The following is a 22,570-nucleotide window of genomic DNA, read 5'->3' as shown; positions in this document are numbered from 1 at the left end:
TTTATTGTTAAACCAATCCCATTGTAAGGAATGTATCATGAGTCAATTACACCCAAACCTAGATATCGATCAAGCCAACCAAGAGCTAAACGGCAAGTCGCCAGAAGAGATCGTTTCATGGGCACTAAGCCAAGCTAAAAACCCAATCATTACCACTAACTTTCGTCCTTATGAATCAGCGATTTTACATCTAGTTGCCAAGCAGCGCCCAGATATCACTGTACTATGGGTAGATTCAGGCTATAACACGGATGCGACATATCAATTCGCTAATAAAGTCATTCGTGACCTAAATCTAAATGTCGTTACTTATATCCCTAAGCAAACCGCTGCACATCGTGACGCGACCATGAACGGTATTCCTGGTATTGATAATCCACAGCATGATGAGTTTACTGACCAAGTAAAACTTGAACCATTCCGCCGTGCATTAGATGAATTGAAGCCTGACGTTTGGTTCAATGCTATCCGTAAAGATCAAACAGAATTCCGTCAAGGTCTTGATGTGCTTAGCCTATCAAAAGATGGTGTATTAAAAGTAGCGCCATTATTTGAAAAAACAGATGCTGATCTAGACGTGTATCTTGAAGAGCATAACCTACCAAATGAGTTTGACTACTTTGATCCAACGAAAGTAGAAGAAAGCCGTGAGTGTGGTTTGCATACTCAGCTGTAGATAGCGACTAAGTTATTAATGGCATTAAGAAGAAAAAAGAAGCGATGATTTCAATATCATCGCTTCTTTTTTGTGTTTAATATAGTCATTTATCAAAGGGTTTTCTCATTATTTTTCGTTAGGCAATAGCGCATTGTGCAGATGTTAAATGACTCATTTGGTATTTTTATACAACGTTTTAACGTTTTTTGGTATAACATTACGTTATTCTATGGCTTACCTTTGAGGGCTGTGCGCCATCACTTCACTAAGCCAACCCTTTTAAACCCAATTACGAACGAAATTGCCATCTTTGTAGATAATCACGCGCATCGTGTTACTCAAGATTGGTAATAGTTTTACCGCACTCATCAATATGGATATTTGTTATGCCCTCTATACAAAAAAATGACTCACTCTACGAAAAGCTCCATGATAAATTGCCTCCTGTCGGTAAAGCGGCATCTTTTCTGACTGGTGCCAGCGTCCTTACTGCCAACAGCATCTTCGTTGGTTTACCTATTTGGACTTTGGGTGCTGCGAAAGTACTAACCAAGTCAAAATACGCCGACGATGCACTCATTGCGATTACTAAATACTGGATTAACAGTAATAACGCCGTAATTAATCATGCGTTGCCTCATAAAGACTGGCGTATTAATATGCCTGACGATCTGAGCGAGGATAAACAATACCTACTCGTGAGCAACCATCAGTCTTGGGTTGATACCAGTATCGTGCAATATATTAGCCAAGATAGATTACCTTTGACGCGGTTCTTTACTAAGTTTAATTTGATTTATATTCCTGTTATCGGTCAAGCTTTTTACTTCTTAGACTTTCCAATGATGAAGCGATTTTCTTCTAAAGCGATGGCAAAAAACCCAGAACTTAAAAAACAAAATTTAATCGAAGCCAAGCGTGCGTGTCGTCAATTAAAAGATAAGCCTTTTGCGTTACTTAATTATCTAGAAGGTACGCGCTTCACCAAAGAAAAACATGACAAACAAGACTCACCTTACCAGCATCTATTAAAACCGCGGGCTGGTGGTCTGTCATTGGCAATCAATGCGTTAGGCGATCAGTTAGATTCGATTTTAGATGTCACTATCGTGTATCCAGATGGCACTCCTGACTATGATGATTTATGGAAAGGTAATATCCGTCGTCTGGGTGTTGATGTGACTCGCCTAAAGATACCTGATGAGCTGTTTGCCGCGATTATGGATGGTGGTTACGACCGTGATGAAGCCACGAAAAAGATGATGTTTGATTGGTTAGAAGATATCTGGCAACAAAAAGATGCACGTATGACTAAAATGCTCAGTGAGTTTGAGTAGGTTTTAGCATAAGACTGCATATATGATTGCGAAGATTTTATGAACATTATAGCCAGAGCACTTAAGCATACTGCTTTGGCTATAAGATTTTGTCCTTCAGCCATCCTTGCCATATATGGATGTATTTGGTTTATCTATTCCTTTTCCTATCAAAAAACACACCGCTCATATCAAAAACGAATATACTAATGCCAATTCACTGCGTGAGACGTCGCGCACGATACCTCATAATAGTGGTATATTTTACATTGAATGAATTGGTGGTGATGCTATGAACACTTTTCCATTATTTTTTAAATTAGAAGACCGCAAAGTGCTTATCGTTGGTGGCGGAGACGTGGCGCTACGCAAAGCGGATCTGCTGAGTCGTGCTGGTGCAGAAATCACTATCCTTGCCCCCGTTATTAGTGATGAAATACAAGCTTTGCTAAGCGATAGTAAGCATCAGCTCATCTATGAAAATTACAATAACACCTATATGTCAGGCGCACGCGTCATTATTGCGGCTACTGATGACGAAACGCTGAATCATCAAATCCATGCTGACGCCACCGCCCTAAATATTCCCGTCAATGTGGTTGATACGCCGCATTTATGCGACTTTATATTCCCAGCCATTGTTGATCGCAATCCTATTGTGATTGGTATCTCATCTAACGGCAAAGCACCAGTGCTAGCACGTTTACTACGTGCCCGCCTTGAGACGTTGATTCCACAAGGCTATGGCAAATTGGCCAAATTGGCAGGCGAGTTCCGTACTGAGGTAAAATCCAAGATTCCTACCTTAACGGGGCGTCGCCAGTTTTGGGAGCGAGCGTTTGAAGGCAAAGTCAGTGAGCTCATGTTTGCTGGTAATGAAACCCAAGCCACTGAGCAGCTACAAGCCGATTTAGATAGCACTGCTGCGAATATTGCCAGTGCTAATGAGGCAACAATCAATTCTACTGTGGTAGCTACTCCTGTAGTCGACAACGAAACCTCTTTGGATGCTACCACTCCAGTTGGCGAGGTTTATATTGTGGGTGCAGGCCCTGGTGACCCAGAGCTGCTAACTTTTAAAGCGCTACGCCTGATGCAGCAAGCGGACATTGTCTATTATGATGCCTTGGTCTCGCCACAAGTCTTAGATTTGTGCCGCCGTGATGCGGACAAAGTGTTTGTAGGTAAAAAGCGCAGCAACCATGCGGTCGCTCAACTTGGTATCAATGAGCTGTTGGTAAATAGCGCTAAAGAAGGTCGCCGTGTGGTTCGTCTAAAAGGTGGCGATCCTTTTATCTTTGGGCGCGGCGGTGAAGAGATTGAAAGCTTACGGGCACATAGCGTTCCTTATCAAGTTGTACCAGGCATTACTGCTGCCAACGCAGCTGCTAGCTATGCAGGTATTCCACTTACCCACCGTGATCACTCGCAATCGGTACGCTTTGTCACTGGATTTTTAAAGGCTGGCGCACCAAACAGTAACTTTAAGAGCTTTTTAAATACTGATGAGACGGTTGTTTTCTATATGGGTCTGCACTCTTTGCCTCGTTTGACTGAAGGCTTGATTGATGCTGGACGAGCTGATAGTACTCCTATTGCCATCGTATCCAATGCCAGTATGCCCAATCAGCAAGTATTAACCGGCACACTTGCCAATATCGTTGAGTTACAAGAGCAAAACCAGCTACCAACACCTGCGCTACTTATCATGGGAGATGTCGTCGCTCTGCATGATAATTTGGCTTGGTACAACTTACAAAATCAGCAGCACAATCAAAACAGTGATGATCTAGCGAAGAACTGGTTGCGCGAAGGGTCAAGAGGTAAAGTAGAAAAACAACCGATAGACCAACAAGCACATGCGCTCTCTATGATATCCAGTTTGGCTACGCAGCAAGAGGAAGGTTTAGAACAACTGATTATTGATTAATTTTTAGTATTAACTTTCAACAATAAAGAGCTCTATCGATAATAATATATTGGTAGGGCTCTTTTTTCACGCATTCCAACAGCGCAAACCACAAAAAATCTTGCTAGAATGACAGCTTCCCATTAACTGTCTTTAAGTGCAATTATGTCTACACCTGCCACTTCCAATTCAATGCCCGATCGACCATTAACCATCCTACATACCTCAGATTGGCATTTAGGTCGTAGGCTTTATGGCCGCATGCGCTATGAGGAATTCGAGGCGTTTTTGAGCTGGCTTGAAGAGACAATTAGCACGCAAAAAGTCGATGTATTAGTCGTTGCTGGTGATATTTTTGATACCATGACGCCAAGTAATAGAGCCCAAGCGTTGTATTTTGAGTTTTTAGGGAGAGTTTCCAAGTCATGCTGTCAGCACGTGGTGATAGTCGCGGGCAATCACGACTCCCCTACTTTTTTAGATGCCCCCAGTCAGGTGCTTAAGTTCTTAAACGTTCATGTGATTGGCACTGCTTGTGACGATTTAAACAACGAAGTACTGGTTTTAGGTGATGTAGATGGCACTCCGCATTGTATTATCGCCGCTGTTCCTTACTTGCGTGACCGCGATGTGCGTAGCAGTAGCGCTGGCGAGTCAGCGGATAGCAAAGACGCCAATGTCATAAAAGGTATTCGTGCACACTATGATGAAGTAGCTAGCATTGCAAAATCCAAGCAATTTGAACTTATCGAAGCGCATAATCGGCATATCCCTATCATTGCGACAGGACATCTATTTGCTGCTGGCGGTACCACAACCGATGATGATGGTGTACGCGAGCTTTATGTTGGCTCACTGGGTAAAATCTCTGCTGATATGTTCGATGAAAGCTTTGATTATGTTGCGCTTGGTCATTTGCACGTGCCACAGCGGGTCGGAGGTTGTGAGCATATTCGCTATTCAGGCTCCCCTATTGCCATGGGCTTTGGAGAAGCCAAGCAGCAAAAGCAGGTATTGCTAGTAAAGTTTGGTGCTGCAAACAATGTCATATCAGATCTAGACGCTACCCCTGATCATCATATTCCTCAGCTTATCAATACAGCCTCTCATGTTAAAACGACCAAGATTGAAAAGTCAGTAGAAAAAACCGTTAAAAAAGTGGCTATTCAGGCAGAGCCTTTGATGGATGACTTGTTTGGTTTTGATGAGCCATCGGCCAATGAGAATGATGAGATTGTAAAAACTGATGTCACAGAGAACCCTCTTGCTCAGCAAGACCTAGATAATCAATCAGTGCCTACTCATGCCGCCACTGCCAATAAAATACTGCATCACGATAATTTGAATCAGATGCAAGTAGTTTCCTTACCCATTCCAAAATTTCAGAAACTGGCACAAGTCTCAGGTGACTTAGCGTCTATTCATCAGTCTATTGATAAAGCCATTCAATCACTTGATTCAAAAGAATCCGTTTGGCTAGAAGTTATTTATATCGGCGATGATATTGTTAGTGAATTACGCGAGCATATTCAGGCCATGGTAGAAGGCTTGCCATGTGAAGTATTAAAAATTAAGAATACTCAAACTTATAATAAAGTCCTTAACCAACAGCAAACTTCTGAGACGTTACAAGACTTAAATGAAGAAGAGGTATTTGAGCGTTGCTTGACCGCACATAGTATTCCTGATGAGCAAAAGTCAACCTTGCGTGATGCCTACGATCAAATCGTTTACACCCTACGTCATGCAGATAGCCATGCCGAATAATATAAGTTATTCAACATACATAGCTTCTAACTTTTAATTACTAATAACTAATGCCTTTTAGCTTTCTCACCTTTTAACACTGCCCTATATCAAAATAAGACCTGCCCATGCGACTGATTGAACTGCGACTCAAAAACTTAAATTCCTTAAAAGGCGAATGGCACATTGATTTTAGCGACCCCGCTTTTCTCAATGAGGGCATTTTTGCTATTACTGGGCAAACAGGTGCTGGCAAGACCACCATACTGGATGCCGTTTGCTTAGCGCTATACAGTCAAACGCCAAGATTGGGTGATATTACGGGTTCAACGAATGAGATAATGACCCAAGGTACGGGCGAGTGCTCAGCAGAGGTTATCATCGAGATAAATTCCAAACGCTATCTATGCTATTGGTATCAACATCGTGCCCACAAAAAAGCCAAAGGCAACTTATTACCGATTAAGCATGAGATTAGTGATGTTGAAACAGGTGCTATTTTAGAAGAGAAAAAATCTAAAACATCAGCCTACATTCAAGATCTAATCGGTATGGACTTTAATCAATTTACTCGTTCCATCATGTTGGCACAAGGTAGTTTTGCGGCGTTTTTGAAGTCTGATATTGGTGATAGAGCTGCCATTTTAGAAAAAATAACGGGTACGGCCGTCTATGCCAAAATATCGTTAAACGTGCACGAGAAAAAACGCTCAGAGGAAGAAGTGCTTGGCAAGTTACTAGCAGGCGTTAATAGCTTATCCTTATTAAATATTGAAGATGAAAGACGACTGGCTACAGAGTTAGACACTCTGAATCAACAGCAAATCAAACAACGACAAACATTCAAAACCCTGAGTGAACAACTACAGTGGTTGGATAGCTTCTATCAACTACAACAGAACCTCTCGGTTTATCAGGCTGAGTTCGCAACAGCGCAACAGGAACAGAAAGATTTTATCCCAGAAGCACAACGCTTAGATATTGCGACCAAAGCCTTAGAAATTGACAGCCAGTTTCGCGCGCTGTGCTATAGCCGAGAGATGGTCAATAGATTGAATGCTGAGCAACAAACATTGCTTAGTAAAATCCCGACACAGGAAGAAGCGCTTGGGCAAGCTTCAAGTCATCTAAATGAGGCGAGTACTTTTGAAAAGAACGCCACAGATAACTTACAAACCGCTTTACCCATTATTAAGAAGGTGCGTGAATTAGATGCTGATATAAAACAGCAAGCTCATGCTTTATCAAATGACAATCAACGTAAAGGCGTACTGGTTAATAATACTCAACAATTACGTCAAGAAATAGCTAGCCATAAACAAACAAAGCAGGATATTAACACTCAGTTTGACAGTATAGAAAAGTACTTTAATGACTATCCAGAGGTAAACGATCTCGATACAGATATGGCAACCTTTGATAGCAGCTGTAGCCGATTAAAGTCATTGCTAGAAGACAATATGCGCTTAGCTGCCGATAAACGAACACATGGCCATCAAGCCAGCCAACTACAAGCAAGTTTTGATCAATTGTCTCAGCAGCAGGACGCTGATACGTCATTAATAACACAACAGCGTGAGCAACTTGCCAGCGTACGACAGCAGCAAGCAGCACTCATCCAAAAACAATCGCTGGTTAGTATGCGTCGTGATCAAGAACATGTTGATCAAATTAATAACCAAACTGAGCAGGCTCGTTTCAAGTTACAACGACTGTCCGAACTTACTAGCCAAATCAAAAGAACCACTCTTTCACTACCAGCACTTAGCCAAGCGTTAACTAATTTAGAAGAGATAATTACCAGTCATCAATCAGACATTCAAAATGCTAAGCTCAAACGACAAGATAAACAAGAGCATCTAAATCTACTACAGAAAGTCGCTAAGCTTGAAGACTATATAACAGAACTACAAGACGGATCGCCCTGCCCGCTTTGTGGTGCTCATGAACATCCTTATGGTAAACACCATCCGTTATTAGACAATCATATCGACGACAATGCCGACCAAAGCCAATTGTTTAAAACACAAAAGATTAAGCAAGAAATGGCGACACTAGAAACTGTTATAGACAATCTTGAGCAGATGGTATCAAAACTGCATATTGAACATGCCACAAAGAAAGAGACGCTCAATAACCAACAGCAGCAATTAGCGCCGTTACAGCAAGAGACCGAGACCTTATCTAGTGATATTCGGGTTTATCTGGCTTCGTTATTTGATGATAAAAATAGTTACTCTGAATCCATTGCAGCGATCATTCATCCGCTTACTCAAATTACAGTTAACGTCAATGGTTCGATTGACGTAGACAACTCTCTATCTTTATTGGATGCCGCCAAACACAACCTGATTGATTATAAGCAGTCTCTACAAACCATGATGGGCCAATACGATGTGCTGACACAACGTATGGCACATATTAGTACTACAATCGAAACCGATGAAAAGCAGCAACAAGTACTTATTCGCGACATCAGTAATTTGGCAACTGATATTAAGCTTAATGCACAGAAAATTGAGAGTATTAAAGAAAGTATCGCTGCCAACTTCTCTGAATTGGCACCTATTATGACCGCTGTTTCAGCTCTAGCGCATAAATACCCTATAGATAACCATAAAGAGTATTTATCTATAGCTTTTAATGCAGTAGACATTCAAGACGCACTCAAGCAACTGAATGATAGTATTACTAAGCAGACTGTCATAGACAGTTCAGATTATAATCCTCATATCGAAAGACTGCGTCAACAGCGTGGCGCCCTAAGTCAGTTAAAGCAATATTGCCATGAGCAAAAAAACGAACAACAGCAGCTAACCAATACGATAAGCGGCTTAACAGCACAGATTGAAGCCAAACAAGCACAGCTTGCCAATGACGAAAAATCGCTCAAAGAATTAGAGCGCTTAACTACTAATAAAACCAATACTATCGAGCAATTAAAGCAAGACAGAAAAGAGATTTTTGCAGATAAAGAGGTAGATGCTGAGGAGACTCAATTACGAAGTGCGGTCGATAAAGCTCAAACTAGTAAGGTAATGGCACAAAGGCAGCTAGATACCATTCAGCAGACATTAGAACAATTAAAAGTTAGACAGCAGCAGCTAGCAACAGAGCTACAATCTGCGACTGGTACGCTTAATACGCAACAAAGTGAATTTACGGATTTACTATCAGAATCACAGTTCGCCGACGAAGCTGCTTTTGTCAGTGCACGCCTGCCTAAAGAAGCGCGCGAAGCACTACACATACGTAAATCGACTATCGACAATGCCTTGCAACAGGTGAAGTCACAGCTAGATAGTACTCAAAAGTCATTAGCACAAAAACTTGCTGCGCCTATGACAGATAAGGATAGAGAAACGCTGGCTGGCGAGTATCACCACATACAGACGGATATTGATCAACTCAGTCAGCAGATCGGTGCAATTGACCAAAAACTCAAAGATAACGACAATCAAAAAGGCGAACAAGTAGCACAACTCGTGGCTATCGATGAGCAAAAACAAAAGCTACAAGTTTGGCAGCAGCTACATACGCTAATTGGGTCAGCTGATGGTAAAAAATATCGTACCTTTGCTCAAGGGTTAACGTTTGAAGTTATGATTAGTCATGCCAATACGCAGTTGCAAAAGATGAGTGACCGTTACCTACTCATCCATGACGACCACAATCCGCTTGAACTCAATGTGATTGATAACTATCAGGGTGGCGATGTCCGAAGTACTAAAAACCTCTCTGGTGGCGAAGGCTTTATTATTAGCTTGGCACTCGCATTGGGGCTATCGCAAATGGCCAGTCACAACATTCGTGTGGATTCTTTATTTTTGGATGAAGGCTTCGGCACACTGGATGAAGAGTCACTTGATATCGCTCTTGATACGTTAACGAGCTTACAACAGGAAGGTAAGTTGATTGGTATCATCTCTCACGTGCAGGCATTAAAAGACCGTATCTTAACCCAAATTAAGGTTGAGAAAATCTCTGGTGGCTTTAGCCAAATTAGCGGTCAAGGGTGTCAGAGAGTTGTCGGTGAAAAAGCCTCGTAAGTTAATTCATTTTTCAATAATAGAGTGTCAGTAATCAAGATGTAAACGCTCTTGTTTGATTAAATAATAAAAAACCACCGTTAATTAATAACGGTGGTTTTTTTGAGATAGTATTTTATTTAGTCAGCGACTTATTTAATCGCTCATTTAGTTACTTAATTAATTACTTAGTGACTAAACCACTCAACTCACTCATCAATACGGATAGTGTAGACAGGCTGATTTGACTGTCTGCATCATTAGCATGAAGCTGATCTAACTTGCTCATCTCTGATGTGACAGATTCCAGATGATCTAAGTGACGTGAGCGCCACTCGCCAAATGCTTGTTTCGCATCCGGTTTAGATAATATGGCATCCATCAACAGACGCAAGCTACGTGACAGCTCATTCATCAATGCATGGCGTGCGCGACGATCCCAGTAATCTTGCTGTGGTAAGGTGGCGATATTGTCCATCATCCAGTCTAACTGCAAGACATGGTAGGCTTCAAAGTATAGTGTTGCAATCTCATCAACAGGACGCTCATACAGCTCTGCTAACAGCGCGGCATCGAGGGCATCCACATGATAAGGTAGCATCGCAAACAACGCAGCATCACTATTAGACAAATCTTCCTGCATCAGGCTGGTCGTATCTTCTTGCAAGTACGCTGCAAATTGTTGCTCAATGAAACCACCTGGTTTCGTTAGCTTTTCAACACTATCACTAAATCGGCTAATCATATCAGCGACTTGTAAGTCTTGACCAAAGGCATTGATAAACCAAACAACACCGCTCTCAAGTGCATCACGTAGACGTAGCTCAAGGTTCAGCAGTAACTTAGCATCGACTTGATTGTCCAACGACTCAAGCGTTTTCCAAGCTTTTGACACATCAAAAACATCACGGCTAATCGCATAGCCACGCACGATGGTGGCCAGTGATTGATCGGTCTCTTCGAACAAGCGGAACAGTGCTTCGATACCCAAACGGTTGACCACGCTATTGGTCAGATAAGTACTGATAATCTCACGATGTAAGCGATGCTCTGTCATTTCATTGAAGAAGCGCGACGCTAGCTCATCAGGGAAGTACTTACGTAGCTCGTTGATGAAGTATGGGTCATCAGGTAAATCAGAGGACAACAAGTTGTCATATACCCACATCTTACCGTAAGCCATCACGACGGCTAACTCAGGATTGGTCAGGCCAGCATTCGCTTTTTGGCGTTTGGTCATCTCTTCATCTGATGGTAGATATTCGATTGCACGGTCGAGACGTCCCTCTCCTTCTAGCATTTGAATAAAGCGCTGATGGTCGCTTAGATTCGCTGATGCACGAATGTGACTCAGTTCAATCGCTTGAGGCTGTAGGTAGTTTTGGCGCAGTACCAACTCTGCCACGTTGTCGGTCATGCTCTCTAGCAGCTCATTACGCTGTTTTAAGGTCATATCACCTTGCTCAACCACTTTACCCAATAAGATTTTGATATTGACTTCGTGATCTGAACAATTAACGCCGCCTGAGTTATCGATAGCATCAGTATAGACACGACCACCCGTTTGTGCGTATTCAATACGGCCTTGCTGCGTGAATCCTAAGTTACCGCCTTCACCAATCACCGCACAACGAAGCTCGTTGCCGTCGATACGCAGTGAGTCATTCGCACGGTCACCGACATCAGCATGCGTCTCATTAGCGCTTTTGACATAAGTACCAATACCGCCGTTCCAGAGGAGATCAACAGGCGATTTCAATAACGCACTGATTAAATCATTGGGTGCGAGACTGTCTTCATGGATATCAAAGATTTTTTTCATCTCAGCACTGATAGCGATTTTTTTGTCTTGGCGTGAGAATATACCACCACCTTGGCTGATTAATGAGGTTTTATAATCTGCCCATGATGAGCGTGGTAACTCAAACAAACGTGCGCGCTCAGCATAAGAGGCCGCAGTGTCTGGATTAGGATCAATGAAGATGTGCAGATGGTTAAAGGCGGCGACCAGCTTAGTATGCGTTGAGAGCAGCATACCGTTACCGAATACATCACCACTCATATCACCAATACCGACGACAGTGAAGTCATCACGGTTTTGGATGTCCATACCACGCATACGGAAGTGACGTTTGACCGACTCCCAACCACCACGTGCAGTGATACCCATCGCTTTATGGTCATAACCTACTGAACCACCTGATGCAAAGGCATCATCGAGCCAAAAGTTGTACTCTGCTGCAAGCGCGTTGGCGATGTCAGAGAAAGTCGCTGTACCTTTATCCGCAGCAACAACCAAGTATGGATCGTCTTCATCATGTCTGACCGTATTGGCTGGCGGGACAATTACACCGTCTACGATGTTGTCTGTGACATCGAGCATACCGCGCAAGAACGTCTGATAACAAGCGATACCTTCTGCTTGGAACGCTTCACGACCATCCGCCATGGTTTTAGTTTTGACGATGAATCCGCCTTTTGAACCAACAGGCACAATCACTGCGTTTTTCACCATCTGTGCTTTGACTAGGCCCAGTACTTCGGTACGGAAATCTTCCATACGATCTGACCAGCGCAAACCACCACGGGCAACCTTGCCACCACGTAAATGGACAGCTTCAACACGCGGCGAGTATACAAATATCTCAAACATCGGTTTAGGTTTAGGCAAGTTAGGAATGTCTGCTGCCAAAAACTTAAACGACAAACGATCTTTACGCTGACCATCGGTATCAGTCTGGTAGAAGTTGGTACGTACCATCGCGTTAATCAAATCCAAGTACCAACGCAGGATACGATCTTCATCGAGGCTGTCTACATCTGCTAGCGCCGCGATAACTTTTTCTTGCACCTGAGCAGTTTGCTGTGTGCGCTCATCTTCACTGTACTTCGGATTCATGCGAGCATCAAACAGGCTGACCAGTGCCACACTGATATCGCTGTTTTTTACCACAGTTTGTTGAATGTAGTTACTAGAGAATGGTGCGCGGGCTTGCATCATATAGCGTGATAGCGCTCGTAATAATACCACCCCATAAGTATCCAAGTTGGTCGTTAATACCAATTCGTTAAAGGAGTCACTTTCAACTTTTCCGGCCCAAATCTGCTTGAGACTGTCTTCGAACTGACCGCGTACCACTTGCATATTAACGGTATCGACATGTTCTAGCGTCAGCTCATACTCTTGCATCCAAATCGGCTGCTCTGGCAGATCAAACTCATAAGTCTGTGCTGAAATAACCGACACACCAAAGTTTTCAAGAATTGGCAGGACTTTGGATAAAATGACAGGCTGCTCACGACCGTAGAGTTTTAGATGCAACTGGTTGCTTGCATCACCCGTTGATTGGTACAAGTGCCAAATCATCGGTTGCTCTGCGGTCAATACAGCCAAGCGCTTGGTATCTTCAACCGCTGTACGTGCATCGAAACGCTCTTGATACGCGGCAGGAATGTAGTTCAAAAAGCGACGGTTTAAGGCGTTGGCATGCTGCTCACCGACATTATCAAGAAGTACTCTTTGATAGTCATCGCTCCATGACTCCATCAACGCTGACAATTTGGCTTCTAGTGCTGTCGTGTTGACGTCGTTCACTTGACCAGGCACTGTTCGTACATGGACATGCACACGAGCATGAGCAGATTCATTGAACTCAGTGGTAAATCCTGAAGAGGTTCCACCATAAGCATCTTTTAGCACGTTTTGTACTTTGATACGCAGCTCAGTGTTGAACTTATCACGTGGGATGTAGACCAAGCACGAGACAAAACGCTGATAATGATCAATACGGCTGAATAGACGCAAGCTCTTTTTGTCTTGTAACTGGCTAATACCAGATACGATAGGATATAACTCTTCGACACCGGCTTGGAATAAATCATCACGCGGTAACGTGTTAATCACGTGCATCATTTTATGATGAGCATGACCGTCACGTGGCAACTCTGCCATGGCCATAATCTTATTGGCTTTTTCACGTAATAATGGTATTTGCTGCACGGTAAGCTGATACGCTTGTGATGTCAGTAGACCGATGAATCGATATTCACCAACCAATTTACCGTTATCATCAAACTTATGAATACCCAAAAAGTCCATATATACAGGACGATGCACAGGTGATACACGGCTTGATTTTGATAGCATCAATACGCGTGGTTCAGTCAATAGTTGCTTCAATACTTTGGGCAGTTGGCTAAAGCTTTCTGACAATTTGTCTTCTTCAGCACCGCGCAATAAACCAAGACCACTATTGCCAATGGCAAATAAATCTAAATCCACAGAATCGGTATCAACTTCAACAGATTTTCCACCTTCTAGGCGGTATTCGCGATAACCCAAGAATATAAAATGATCGTCTAATACCCAATCTAAAAACGCTTGAATTTCTTGCTGTGAATAAAACACTTCTGGCAATGGTTTTGTAGACAGCTCTGCTTTAATATCTGTCAGTTTAGATCGCATTTGTGTCCAGTCACCAACGACTGTATCTAGCGTATCGATTTTAGCCAATAGCATTTGTTGTAGCACGTCCAAATCTTCGTCATTTTGATAAGCAATCTCGCAATGAATCAAAGACAGATGTGAAGTGGCACTTTCATGTGCGCCTTCGATATGCGTAATATCGCCATCATCGTTACGATCAACGCTAACAATGATATTGTAAGTACGATGTACATCGATACCCTCCGCTTCGAGACTCATCAGAATCGTATCGACTAAGAACGATCGGTCATACGCCACAATTTGGATGACTGTGTGCGAACTGTGAAAATGCTGCTCTTCCGCTTTAGGGTTGAGTACAGTCAGTTGTGGTCTACTGCGGTCATAGGCTTTGAGCAAAGTAAAGTGATGTAACGCCATGCCTGCCAAATCAGCATTACTGATGACTTTTGCCGTTTCTTGGTGGAGCGGCTGGTAATAGCTATGAATAAAATGGTCAAACAACGACTTATCTTTTTGTACATAACTGGTCGCAATATCGCTTATCTGACTGATTCGCTCTGTTGCGATACTAAGAGAGTTTGGCATGTTCTTTATCCTTTTTTATAGATCTGGTCTATCTATTATTTATTTGAGTTTATTAATGAGTAACATCACTGGCAGCGCATGAATATATTGAATACTATTGATGCCGCGAGGCAGTATAGCCATTTATACAAATTATTCTAATTTTTTCTTACTTTTTTGAGTTTTTCTCCTATATTTACTACTATATTTCGATGACATGCAGCAATCAGGATATAACGCCATTAATCTAGTGAAGTGTAACGCAACTAGGGCGCTAGCTGAAGTGTGCAACATCATTTCATGAATCAGCAACATGTCGATAACATTTGCTAATGAGATAAAAGTATACTTTTGCTTGTCTTTGTTATTGATTGGCTGCTGGCAAGTGATACTCATGGTAATCAGTACGACTTTTTTGTTAGAATATGCCGGTATATTTGAGAGTGTGTGACTAACTCATTATTAATTTTAATGCTAAGGGCGAGACGTATGATGAATATTTTGGTAATCGGTTCAGGTGGTCGCGAACACGCGCTGGCATGGCAGTGTGCAAAAGACGATAAGGTCAATAATATCTACATCGCTCCTGGTAATGCTGGTACTGCACTTGAACCTAAATGCCAAAACGTAATCTTAGAATCTACTGGTGATAACGCTAGTGAACATAGCGCAGTGATAGCGTTTTGCCAAAATAATGATATCGACATGGTCATCGTTGGACCAGAAGCACCTTTGGTGACTGGTATCGTTGATGCATGTCGTGATGCTGGCATCAAAGCATGGGGTCCGACAGCATATTGTGCACAATTAGAAGGCTCAAAGACCTTTGCTAAAGAATTTATGGCGCAAAACAATATCCCAACAGCTGCTTATCAAGGCTTTACAGATGCAACAGCAGCCAAAGCTTATATCGATGAGCAAGGTGCACCAATCGTTATCAAAGCTGATGGTTTAGCTGCTGGTAAAGGCGTCATCGTTGCTGAAACGATCGAACAAGCACATGATGCAATCGACGACATGCTAGCAGACAATAAATTTGGTGATGCAGGTAGCCGTGTGGTTATTGAGCAGTTTTTGCAAGGCGAAGAAGCCAGCTTTATTTGCATGGTTGATGGCGACAACATCTTACCGATGGCAACCAGCCAAGATCACAAGCGTGCTTTCGAAGGTGATACAGGGCCAAACACGGGCGGTATGGGCGCATACTCTCCTGCACCAGTCGTCACTCAGGATGTACATGACAAGGTAATGACTCAAGTCATTCAGCCAGTGGTTGATGCCATGAAAGATGCCGGTCATCCTTATACGGGCTTCTTATATGCTGGCCTTATGATTGATGAAGCAGGCGATCCTTATGTGATCGAATTCAACTGCCGCTTCGGCGATCCAGAGACACAGCCTATCTTGATGCGTTTACAGTCATCAATGGTAGATTTGGTCGCTCAAGGGCTAGCAGGTCAGTTGCCTAGTGATGCTAAATGGGATGCCCGCCCTGCTCTCGGTATCGTTGTTGCGTCTAAAGGCTATCCAGAAACCTCTTCAAAAGGTGACGTTATCGCTGGCTTGCCAAAGTTAGATAGCAATAATGACAATGCCGTTAAGGTATTCCATGCGGGTACGGCATTTTCTAATGCTGACGAAGCCAGCTCTGAGAATGAAGTGGTGACCAATGGTGGTCGTGTGTTATGCGTGACTGCACTGGCAGACAATATCGCTGATGCTCAACAAGCTGCATTAGCCGTGACAGGTGCGATTAGTTTTGATGGTGCACAGTATCGTCGTGACATTGGCCATCATGCCATTGCTCGCGAAAATGCTCAGTAAATTCATTACCGTAAAATCAGTTAGTCATCTAACTGAGTAAAATCCTTCTATTCTATTATTCGACCTAGCAACACGCTAGGTCTTATTTTTTGATACAGTTTCGTTTTCCAAACAGACCCTAGTATATTTCTACAAAATGATACCCAATAATTTAGCAAAAATTAAATGTTAACATAAGTATCAAAGAGGCTATTCAACCTTAGTATTATCAACAGACTCATCAACCAGATATGCTTTATATGATACAATTTTACCCCTATGCATCGTATCTCCCTTGTATTGTAGGTTCCTAACCCACAAATCAATACCAACCGGATGAATGATTATATTTATGGCAAATGATACGTCTAAACCTTCTAGCAATAAGCAATCCATCGATAACTTAAAAACCTCAGGGTTTGAGCGTCGAATGTCGATTGCCAAAACTTCCTTAAACATTGGTCGTCGTTGGGCAGGTAATAGCGTGTCTGGCATGTTTTTGAATAAAGAGACGCGTACAGCGCGTAACCAAGCTTTTATGGAAGAACAAGCAAATTACCTTGCATCAGAGCTCGGTAAGTTAAAAGGTTCTGTCGTAAAGATTGGCCAAATGCTGGCAATTTATGGTGAGCACATTTTACCACCTGAAATCACGCGCGCGCTCCAAACCCTAAATGACGATACGGCTACATTATCATGGCCAACGATAGAGCTTACATTACGTCAGTTGTTGGGTAAGAAGTTAGATGAACTAGAAGTTGACACTGTCCCTATTGGAACCGCTTCACTTGCCCAAGTACACCGCGCAACAGTCATCGAAACTGGCGAGCAAGTAGTACTAAAAATCCAATATCCAGGTGTGGCCGATGCTATCAACTCTGACCTTTCTCTATTCAAGCAATTATTGAAAGTCAGTAACATCGTTCCACAAACTCGCTCACTCGATGCATGGTTCGAAGAGATACGTGACCTACTCCATCATGAAGTCGATTATGAAGCAGAAGCATCAACCACAGAACGTTTTTATGAGCGCCTAAGCAACGATCCGCGTTATGTCGTTCCTAAGATTAACCGCAGTTATTCAAAAAAGCGTTTATTGTGCATGTCTTATGAGCCAGGTATCACAGTTGTATCTGATGCCCTACAATTACTCCCTCATGAGCGCCGTAATGCCATTGGTCAAGCTGCTATCGAAATCATGATGCAAGAGATTTTTGTTTGGGGTGAAATGCAGACAGATCCAAACTTTGGTAACTATCTAGTTCGAGTCAGTGAGGATAAAGATGGTATCGATAAATTAGTCTTACTAGATTTTGGTGCGATTCGCCAGTTTGATAATAACTTATTAACCATTGCCCACGGCTTGTTAAAAGCTGGCTACCGCCATAACCATCAAGCGATGAATCTAGCAATGACTGGTTATGATTTCTTTGATAGTATGAGTGGCAAAGTGCGTTCCGATATTGCTTCGCTATTTCTGTTGGCAACAGAGCCATTCAGCGATCCAGCGATGAATCCTGATATCCCGTCTGTCTGTCTAGATGAAGGCAACCGCTATATTTGGGCGAATAGCAAGCTACACTCGCGCCTTTCTACAGAAGCCACACGAGCAATGCAGTCTTTCGAATTTAACCTACCACCGAAAGAATTTATGTTTATCAGCCGTAAATTCATCGGAGCTTATACTTTTTTGACAGTTTTGGATGCTTATACCGATTCTAATAAGCTCGTTAAACCCTATTTATAGTATCGAATAATTACCTATTTTTTGGCCGTCTTTTAGTGACGGCTTTATCTTTTATTGATTTTATTTGCTTAGGCTATTTTATATTTGTTAGTTTTGATTATTCCAGTCCCTCTTCATATTCATATTATTTTTACTTAGGCTATTTGTCTTCGCTTATATGGCCTACTTGCCATTCATCAAACCTTGTTTTATACCCTTCTGGCTTACGCATGTTCAGCTCCCAACATGTTTCTCCGCGCGCTAGATACTTCACTTCAAAATGTGTGCGCTGGCTATCAGTCGCTACTGTATATCGAGTGTTTGGCAGGCACCATACCTTGGTTGCCTGCTGCTCTGCATTATCCATATATGCTTCTATATTGGTGACGAGCACTACCTCGCCACCTATCTGCAAACGTGACAATAGAAACTCAAAAAATGGCATATTTAGCCACTGTTGATTGGGGTTATGCTGTTCAGGATTTGGATAAAGAATAAATATTTTTGCCAAACTGTTCGGCTTGATAGCGTGCACCGTCCATGCAATGGCATCAGCATGAATCGCGTCTAGGTTCTGTGAAGCTTGTATTGCCGCCAGTTTCGCAAATGCTTCGAATTTGTTGCGTGTACGCTCAATTGCTATCAAATGCTTATCAGGATTTTGTACTGCAAAACCAAGCGCATGCTTGCCCTTCCCTGCACCAATCTCTAATAATAAGGGCAGATTATTTTTGTTTTCACCAATGATGCTTGGCAAGATAAAGTCACGCGGTGCTGAGAGTCTCTGTGGTTGAAATGCACGCTCTTGTTGATGCGTAAGCTCAATATTGTCAGTCATTTACTATCCTTAAAGTATTTGTCTTTTGCCATTATTCGGCTGCATGCTATTATATAGTCAATCCGCTGCAATAGTAATATGACGACAGCTAGCAATGCTAAAACCGTCTATTAATCATCACGTAGGCAAACCTACTGACTGTCATTCACTATTAATAATTCAAATAAATCGAGGATGCTTTCACTCTTATTATGACTGACCCTACCCCCAACACATCACCCAAGACTTATCCTTGCCCACGCTGCGGCACCCAAACAGCATGGCAGGATAATAAATATAAGCCGTTTTGTAGTAGTCAATGCAAACTTATCGACTTAGGTTCATGGGCAAATGAAGACTATACTTTGCCTGCGGAAACCACGCCATTCTCTGACGAGCTATAACCAATCACTTTTCTTTTTACTCACTGTTCCTCTTAAGGATGTTTTATATGTCTGCTACTTACCTGATGCCCACTTATAACCGCCAGCCAATCAACTTTACGCGTGGTTCGGGCAGTTGGTTATATACCAAAGATGATACGCCTTATTTAGACGCACTGACTGGCATTGCTGTCTGCGGATTGGGGCATTGCCATCCACAGGTGACCGATGCCATTCAGCAGCAAGCAGCGACTCTAGTGCATACCAGCAATCTATTCGGTATTGACTGGCAAGAGCGTGCAGGAGAGATTCTGTGCACGGCAGCTCGAATGGATAGCGTGTTTTTTGCCAATAGTGGTGCTGAAGCAAATGAGGCGGCCTTAAAACTGGCAAGACTATACGCACATAAGCAAGGTTTTAAACGTCCAAAAGTTATCGTAATGGAACAATCATTTCACGGTCGCACATTACTGTCACTGTCTGCCACTGCCAATCCAAAAGCGCGTGAAGGCTTTTATACATTAGATGATGACTTTATTCGTGTTCCATTTGGCGATATTTCAGCCATTAAGCAAGCAGCACAAGACCATGATGATATTTGCGCTATCTTTGTAGAGCCTATTCAAGGTGAAGGTGGTTTGAACACCGCTGCCAACGGGTTTACGTACCTTGAAGAGATACAAGCAGAGTGTGAAGCTAACAACTGGCTATTTATGTTGGATGAAGTTCAGACAGGTAACGGCCGTACTGGTAAGTATTTCGCTTATCAACATAGTAATGCGCGCCCTGATGTATTGACAACAGCTAAAGGATTAGGCAATGGTTTCCCAGTGGGAGCCTGTATGGTACGCGGACGTGCTAATGGTTTGTTTGGTGCAGGTAGTCACGGCTCAACGTATGGTGGCACGCCATTGGCAAGCCGCGTGGTGCATACTGTCTATGATGTACTCGGCAACAGTAACATAATGGAAAATGCGGTTATTGAAGGGCTATTCATTCGAGAGACGCTAGTTGATACACTGGGACAACATGGCGTGAGCAGTCGCGGTGCAGGGATGATGATTGGTATCGCCTTGCCTGAAGACATGGACTGTAGTCAGCTCGTAGATCGTGCACGTGATGAGCAAAAGCTAATCATCAACGTTACTGGTGGCCATGTGATACGTTTGCTACCGCCGCTGAATATGAGCCGAGATGAGAGCACACAAGTGGTTGAACGCTTGGTTTATTTATTACAACCGTCTTTTTAGAGTGTGGCTGATAAATACCATAGTTAATTCACAATCATTTGAATATGTGCAAGTCAGATTAGCAAAAGCACTATAGATGACAGACTAAGCGATAAGGCTCTTCACACTCTATTCAGTTGATATAGAACTGAGAACCATAAAAAAGCCTATAGATAGTTATATCTATAGGCTTTTTGCTGACTGCTAATCACTGAACTTCTAGCATGTCATTAAGTTACCACTTAATTGGCATGAAAATACTTTTTCAAAACTTCTAAACAGCGAGTTATTTTAGCGGGTTGCTGTTCACCATTTAAGGTAACTGCATATAGCACAAAGCTTGGTAACTGATAACCAGTTAAAACTTCAACCAACTCACCACTCTCAAGCTCTTTCTTGATATCCATTTCCAACATTCTAACCAAACCATGGCCTTCTTTGGCCAAAGTGGTTGCCATAAAGACATTGTTGGTATAAATGCGTGAGTTCATTTTTGTGCGGGTTTTTTTACCCGTTTCGGTTTGAACCAAATCAATTTGATTGGCATCTTTCATGATTTCAATACAAATCAGCTGGTGATCGGCCAAATCTTTGGGCGTTTGTAACTTAGTATGTTGACGTAGATATTGCGGTGAAGCAACGAGCATTTGACGCACGTCTGTCAAAGGATGACTGCTCAGACTAGAGTCATTCATCGATGGGCTCATCCGTATCGCTATATCGATACGCGCGTCAATCATATCGACATAATGATTGTCTGCTAAATAGGTAATGCTAAGATCATCATGCGCTGCCATCCACGTAGATAGTGCTGGCAAAATATGATTCACACCTAGCTCAGGCGTTGTAGCCACGCGTAAGCTACCTGCTAACTCATCACGCAGTTGATTAACCTTTATTCGGCCTTGTTCAGCCGCACTCACCACATCTTTTGCGGCCTCGTAAAAACTTTCACCCGCTTCTGTTAAGCTCAGCTTACGAGTTGAGCGATGCAGTAACACCACACCTAAATCATTTTCTAATGATCTGATTTGCTGACTAACTGCACTGGTGGTAATACCTAGCTCACGAGCTGAGCCACTAAAAGAACCATGTCCGACCACACTGGCAAACACAGCCATACCGCGTAAATTATCCAACATACTTTCACCTAAGCTACATTTCAATTTTTAATATAACTTAACCACTATAACGAATTTTTAATTTCCTTATAGTAATTAAGCATACTTCTATTATTCGGATTTATCCATTTTATAAGCAATAAAAGTAAAAACATCAAGACGATAGTACAATATCACCTTGATGTTTTGTGTAGTAATTGCGTCTGACAACTATATAGAACTTTAAATAATTTTAACAATATTTTTTCTGACTGCTTAATACAAATGTACCTTACCCATCCTTCCTTCACCACGTTCAGTTAGGTATTGCATCACTGGAGTGTTCAGCAATTTTGACTCTGCAACCGCCTTAGCTTGTACTAAGCGTTTTTGTTGGCGACGTTCAGGTGTTTTATCTTCAGCCATCATGACGCTACCATCAATTTTCAGGTCGATCTCCGCTTGGGTAAACTGCTGTTGCAATTTGGCTGCTAACTGTTGAAAAGTCGTTTGCAGATGTCGGCTATCCACACTGGTCACAAAGACTGCCTGACCATCACATAAACCGGTCATCATGCCTTGACGAGCAAGCGCCAACTCATCTTGGGCCAAGACATCTGCCTCACGAGCCGTCTGTAACCAATAATCCCATTTCTCTGGTGTCCACTCACCCACCAGCTCTTGTGTCGGACAACGTAGTAAGGTACGAGGATCATCAATATGTGAGGTTAACTGAGAATTATTTACGCCAGGCTCAACAACTGGTTCAGGCTCAACAACTGGTTCAGGCTCAACAACTGGTTCAGGCTCAACAACTGGTTCAGGCTCAACAACTGGTTCAGGC

The 22,570-nt window shown here is 42.6% G+C and carries 12 protein-coding genes and 1 pseudogene; 9 read left to right on the top strand and 4 right to left on the bottom strand.

The window, feature by feature from the left end; all coding sequences use genetic code 11:
• The first annotated feature begins 37 nt into the window (after window positions 1-37).
• From AAEY75_RS00065 to AAEY75_RS00045, 5 genes are all read left to right on the top strand, one after another.
• Window positions 38-676 (top strand): phosphoadenosine phosphosulfate reductase domain-containing protein, encoded by a 639-nt coding sequence (locus tag AAEY75_RS00065; protein ID WP_201589550.1) that lies wholly within the window; start codon window positions 38-40, stop codon window positions 674-676.
• A gap of 368 nt (window positions 677-1,044) precedes the next feature.
• Window positions 1,045-1,995, top strand: coding sequence for a 1-acylglycerol-3-phosphate O-acyltransferase, YihG family (yihG, locus tag AAEY75_RS00060; protein WP_197130217.1), 951 nt, complete (start codon window positions 1,045-1,047; stop codon window positions 1,993-1,995).
• A gap of 271 nt (window positions 1,996-2,266) precedes the next feature.
• Window positions 2,267-3,904: a siroheme synthase CysG gene (gene cysG / locus AAEY75_RS00055; RefSeq protein WP_197217305.1), complete on the top strand. Its 1,638-nt coding sequence runs from the start codon at window positions 2,267-2,269 to the stop codon at window positions 3,902-3,904.
• A 144-nt stretch (window positions 3,905-4,048) separates the two neighbouring features.
• Entirely contained in the window at window positions 4,049-5,650 is a 1,602-nt protein-coding gene (locus tag AAEY75_RS00050; RefSeq protein WP_352257577.1) for an exonuclease SbcCD subunit D C-terminal domain-containing protein, read from the top strand.
• A gap of 107 nt (window positions 5,651-5,757) precedes the next feature.
• Window positions 5,758-9,678 carry an AAA family ATPase gene (locus AAEY75_RS00045; protein WP_352257575.1) on the top strand — a complete coding sequence of 1,307 codons (3,921 nt, stop codon included), beginning with the start codon at window positions 5,758-5,760 and terminating at the stop codon, window positions 9,676-9,678.
• Window positions 9,679-9,841: 163 nt separating this feature from the next.
• On the opposite strand, the gene AAEY75_RS00040 is transcribed toward AAEY75_RS00045, so the two are convergent.
• Window positions 9,842-14,689 carry an NAD-glutamate dehydrogenase gene (locus AAEY75_RS00040; protein WP_352257573.1) on the bottom strand — a complete coding sequence of 1,616 codons (4,848 nt, stop codon included), beginning with the start codon at window positions 14,687-14,689 and terminating at the stop codon, window positions 9,842-9,844.
• Window positions 14,690-15,160: 471 nt separating this feature from the next.
• Between AAEY75_RS00040 and purD the strand changes: the two genes are divergently transcribed.
• On the top strand, window positions 15,161-16,492 hold the full coding sequence (purD, locus tag AAEY75_RS00035) for a phosphoribosylamine--glycine ligase (protein WP_197217336.1): 1,332 nt from the start codon (window positions 15,161-15,163) through the stop codon (window positions 16,490-16,492).
• Window positions 16,493-16,823: 331 nt separating this feature from the next.
• A complete protein-coding gene (locus tag AAEY75_RS00030; RefSeq protein ID WP_197217309.1) occupies window positions 16,824-18,218 on the top strand; it encodes an ABC1 kinase family protein in 1,395 nt (464 codons plus the stop codon).
• A gap of 139 nt (window positions 18,219-18,357) precedes the next feature.
• On the opposite strand, the gene AAEY75_RS00025 is transcribed toward AAEY75_RS00030, so the two are convergent.
• Complete coding sequence (locus AAEY75_RS00025; protein WP_197217310.1) at window positions 18,358-19,035, bottom strand: class I SAM-dependent methyltransferase; 678 nt, start codon at window positions 19,033-19,035, stop codon at window positions 18,358-18,360.
• Window positions 19,036-19,226: 191 nt separating this feature from the next.
• Between AAEY75_RS00025 and AAEY75_RS00020 the strand changes: the two genes are divergently transcribed.
• Both AAEY75_RS00020 and AAEY75_RS00015 read left to right on the top strand, forming a co-directional pair.
• Window positions 19,227-19,418 carry a DNA gyrase inhibitor YacG gene (locus AAEY75_RS00020; RefSeq protein WP_197101193.1) on the top strand — a complete coding sequence of 64 codons (192 nt, stop codon included), beginning with the start codon at window positions 19,227-19,229 and terminating at the stop codon, window positions 19,416-19,418.
• Window positions 19,419-19,465: 47 nt separating this feature from the next.
• A complete protein-coding gene (locus tag AAEY75_RS00015; RefSeq protein WP_197217311.1) occupies window positions 19,466-20,647 on the top strand; it encodes an aspartate aminotransferase family protein in 1,182 nt (393 codons plus the stop codon).
• A gap of 221 nt (window positions 20,648-20,868) precedes the next feature.
• Here AAEY75_RS00015 and AAEY75_RS00010 read toward each other — a convergent pair whose 3' ends face one another.
• Both AAEY75_RS00010 and AAEY75_RS00005 read right to left on the bottom strand, forming a co-directional pair.
• A complete protein-coding gene (locus tag AAEY75_RS00010; RefSeq protein WP_110923512.1) occupies window positions 20,869-21,768 on the bottom strand; it encodes a LysR family transcriptional regulator in 900 nt (299 codons plus the stop codon).
• Window positions 21,769-22,002: 234 nt separating this feature from the next.
• Window positions 22,003-22,570, bottom strand: a pseudogene (locus AAEY75_RS00005) (DNA polymerase III subunit gamma/tau); the annotation flags it as partial.

The organism is Psychrobacter sp. TB55-MNA-CIBAN-0194, from assembly GCF_040309505.1.
Classification (GTDB): Bacteria; Pseudomonadota; Gammaproteobacteria; order Pseudomonadales; family Moraxellaceae; genus Psychrobacter; species Psychrobacter fozii.
The sequence above is the reverse complement of the archived record's forward strand: the minus strand, read 5'-3'. Positions and strand labels throughout refer to the sequence as shown.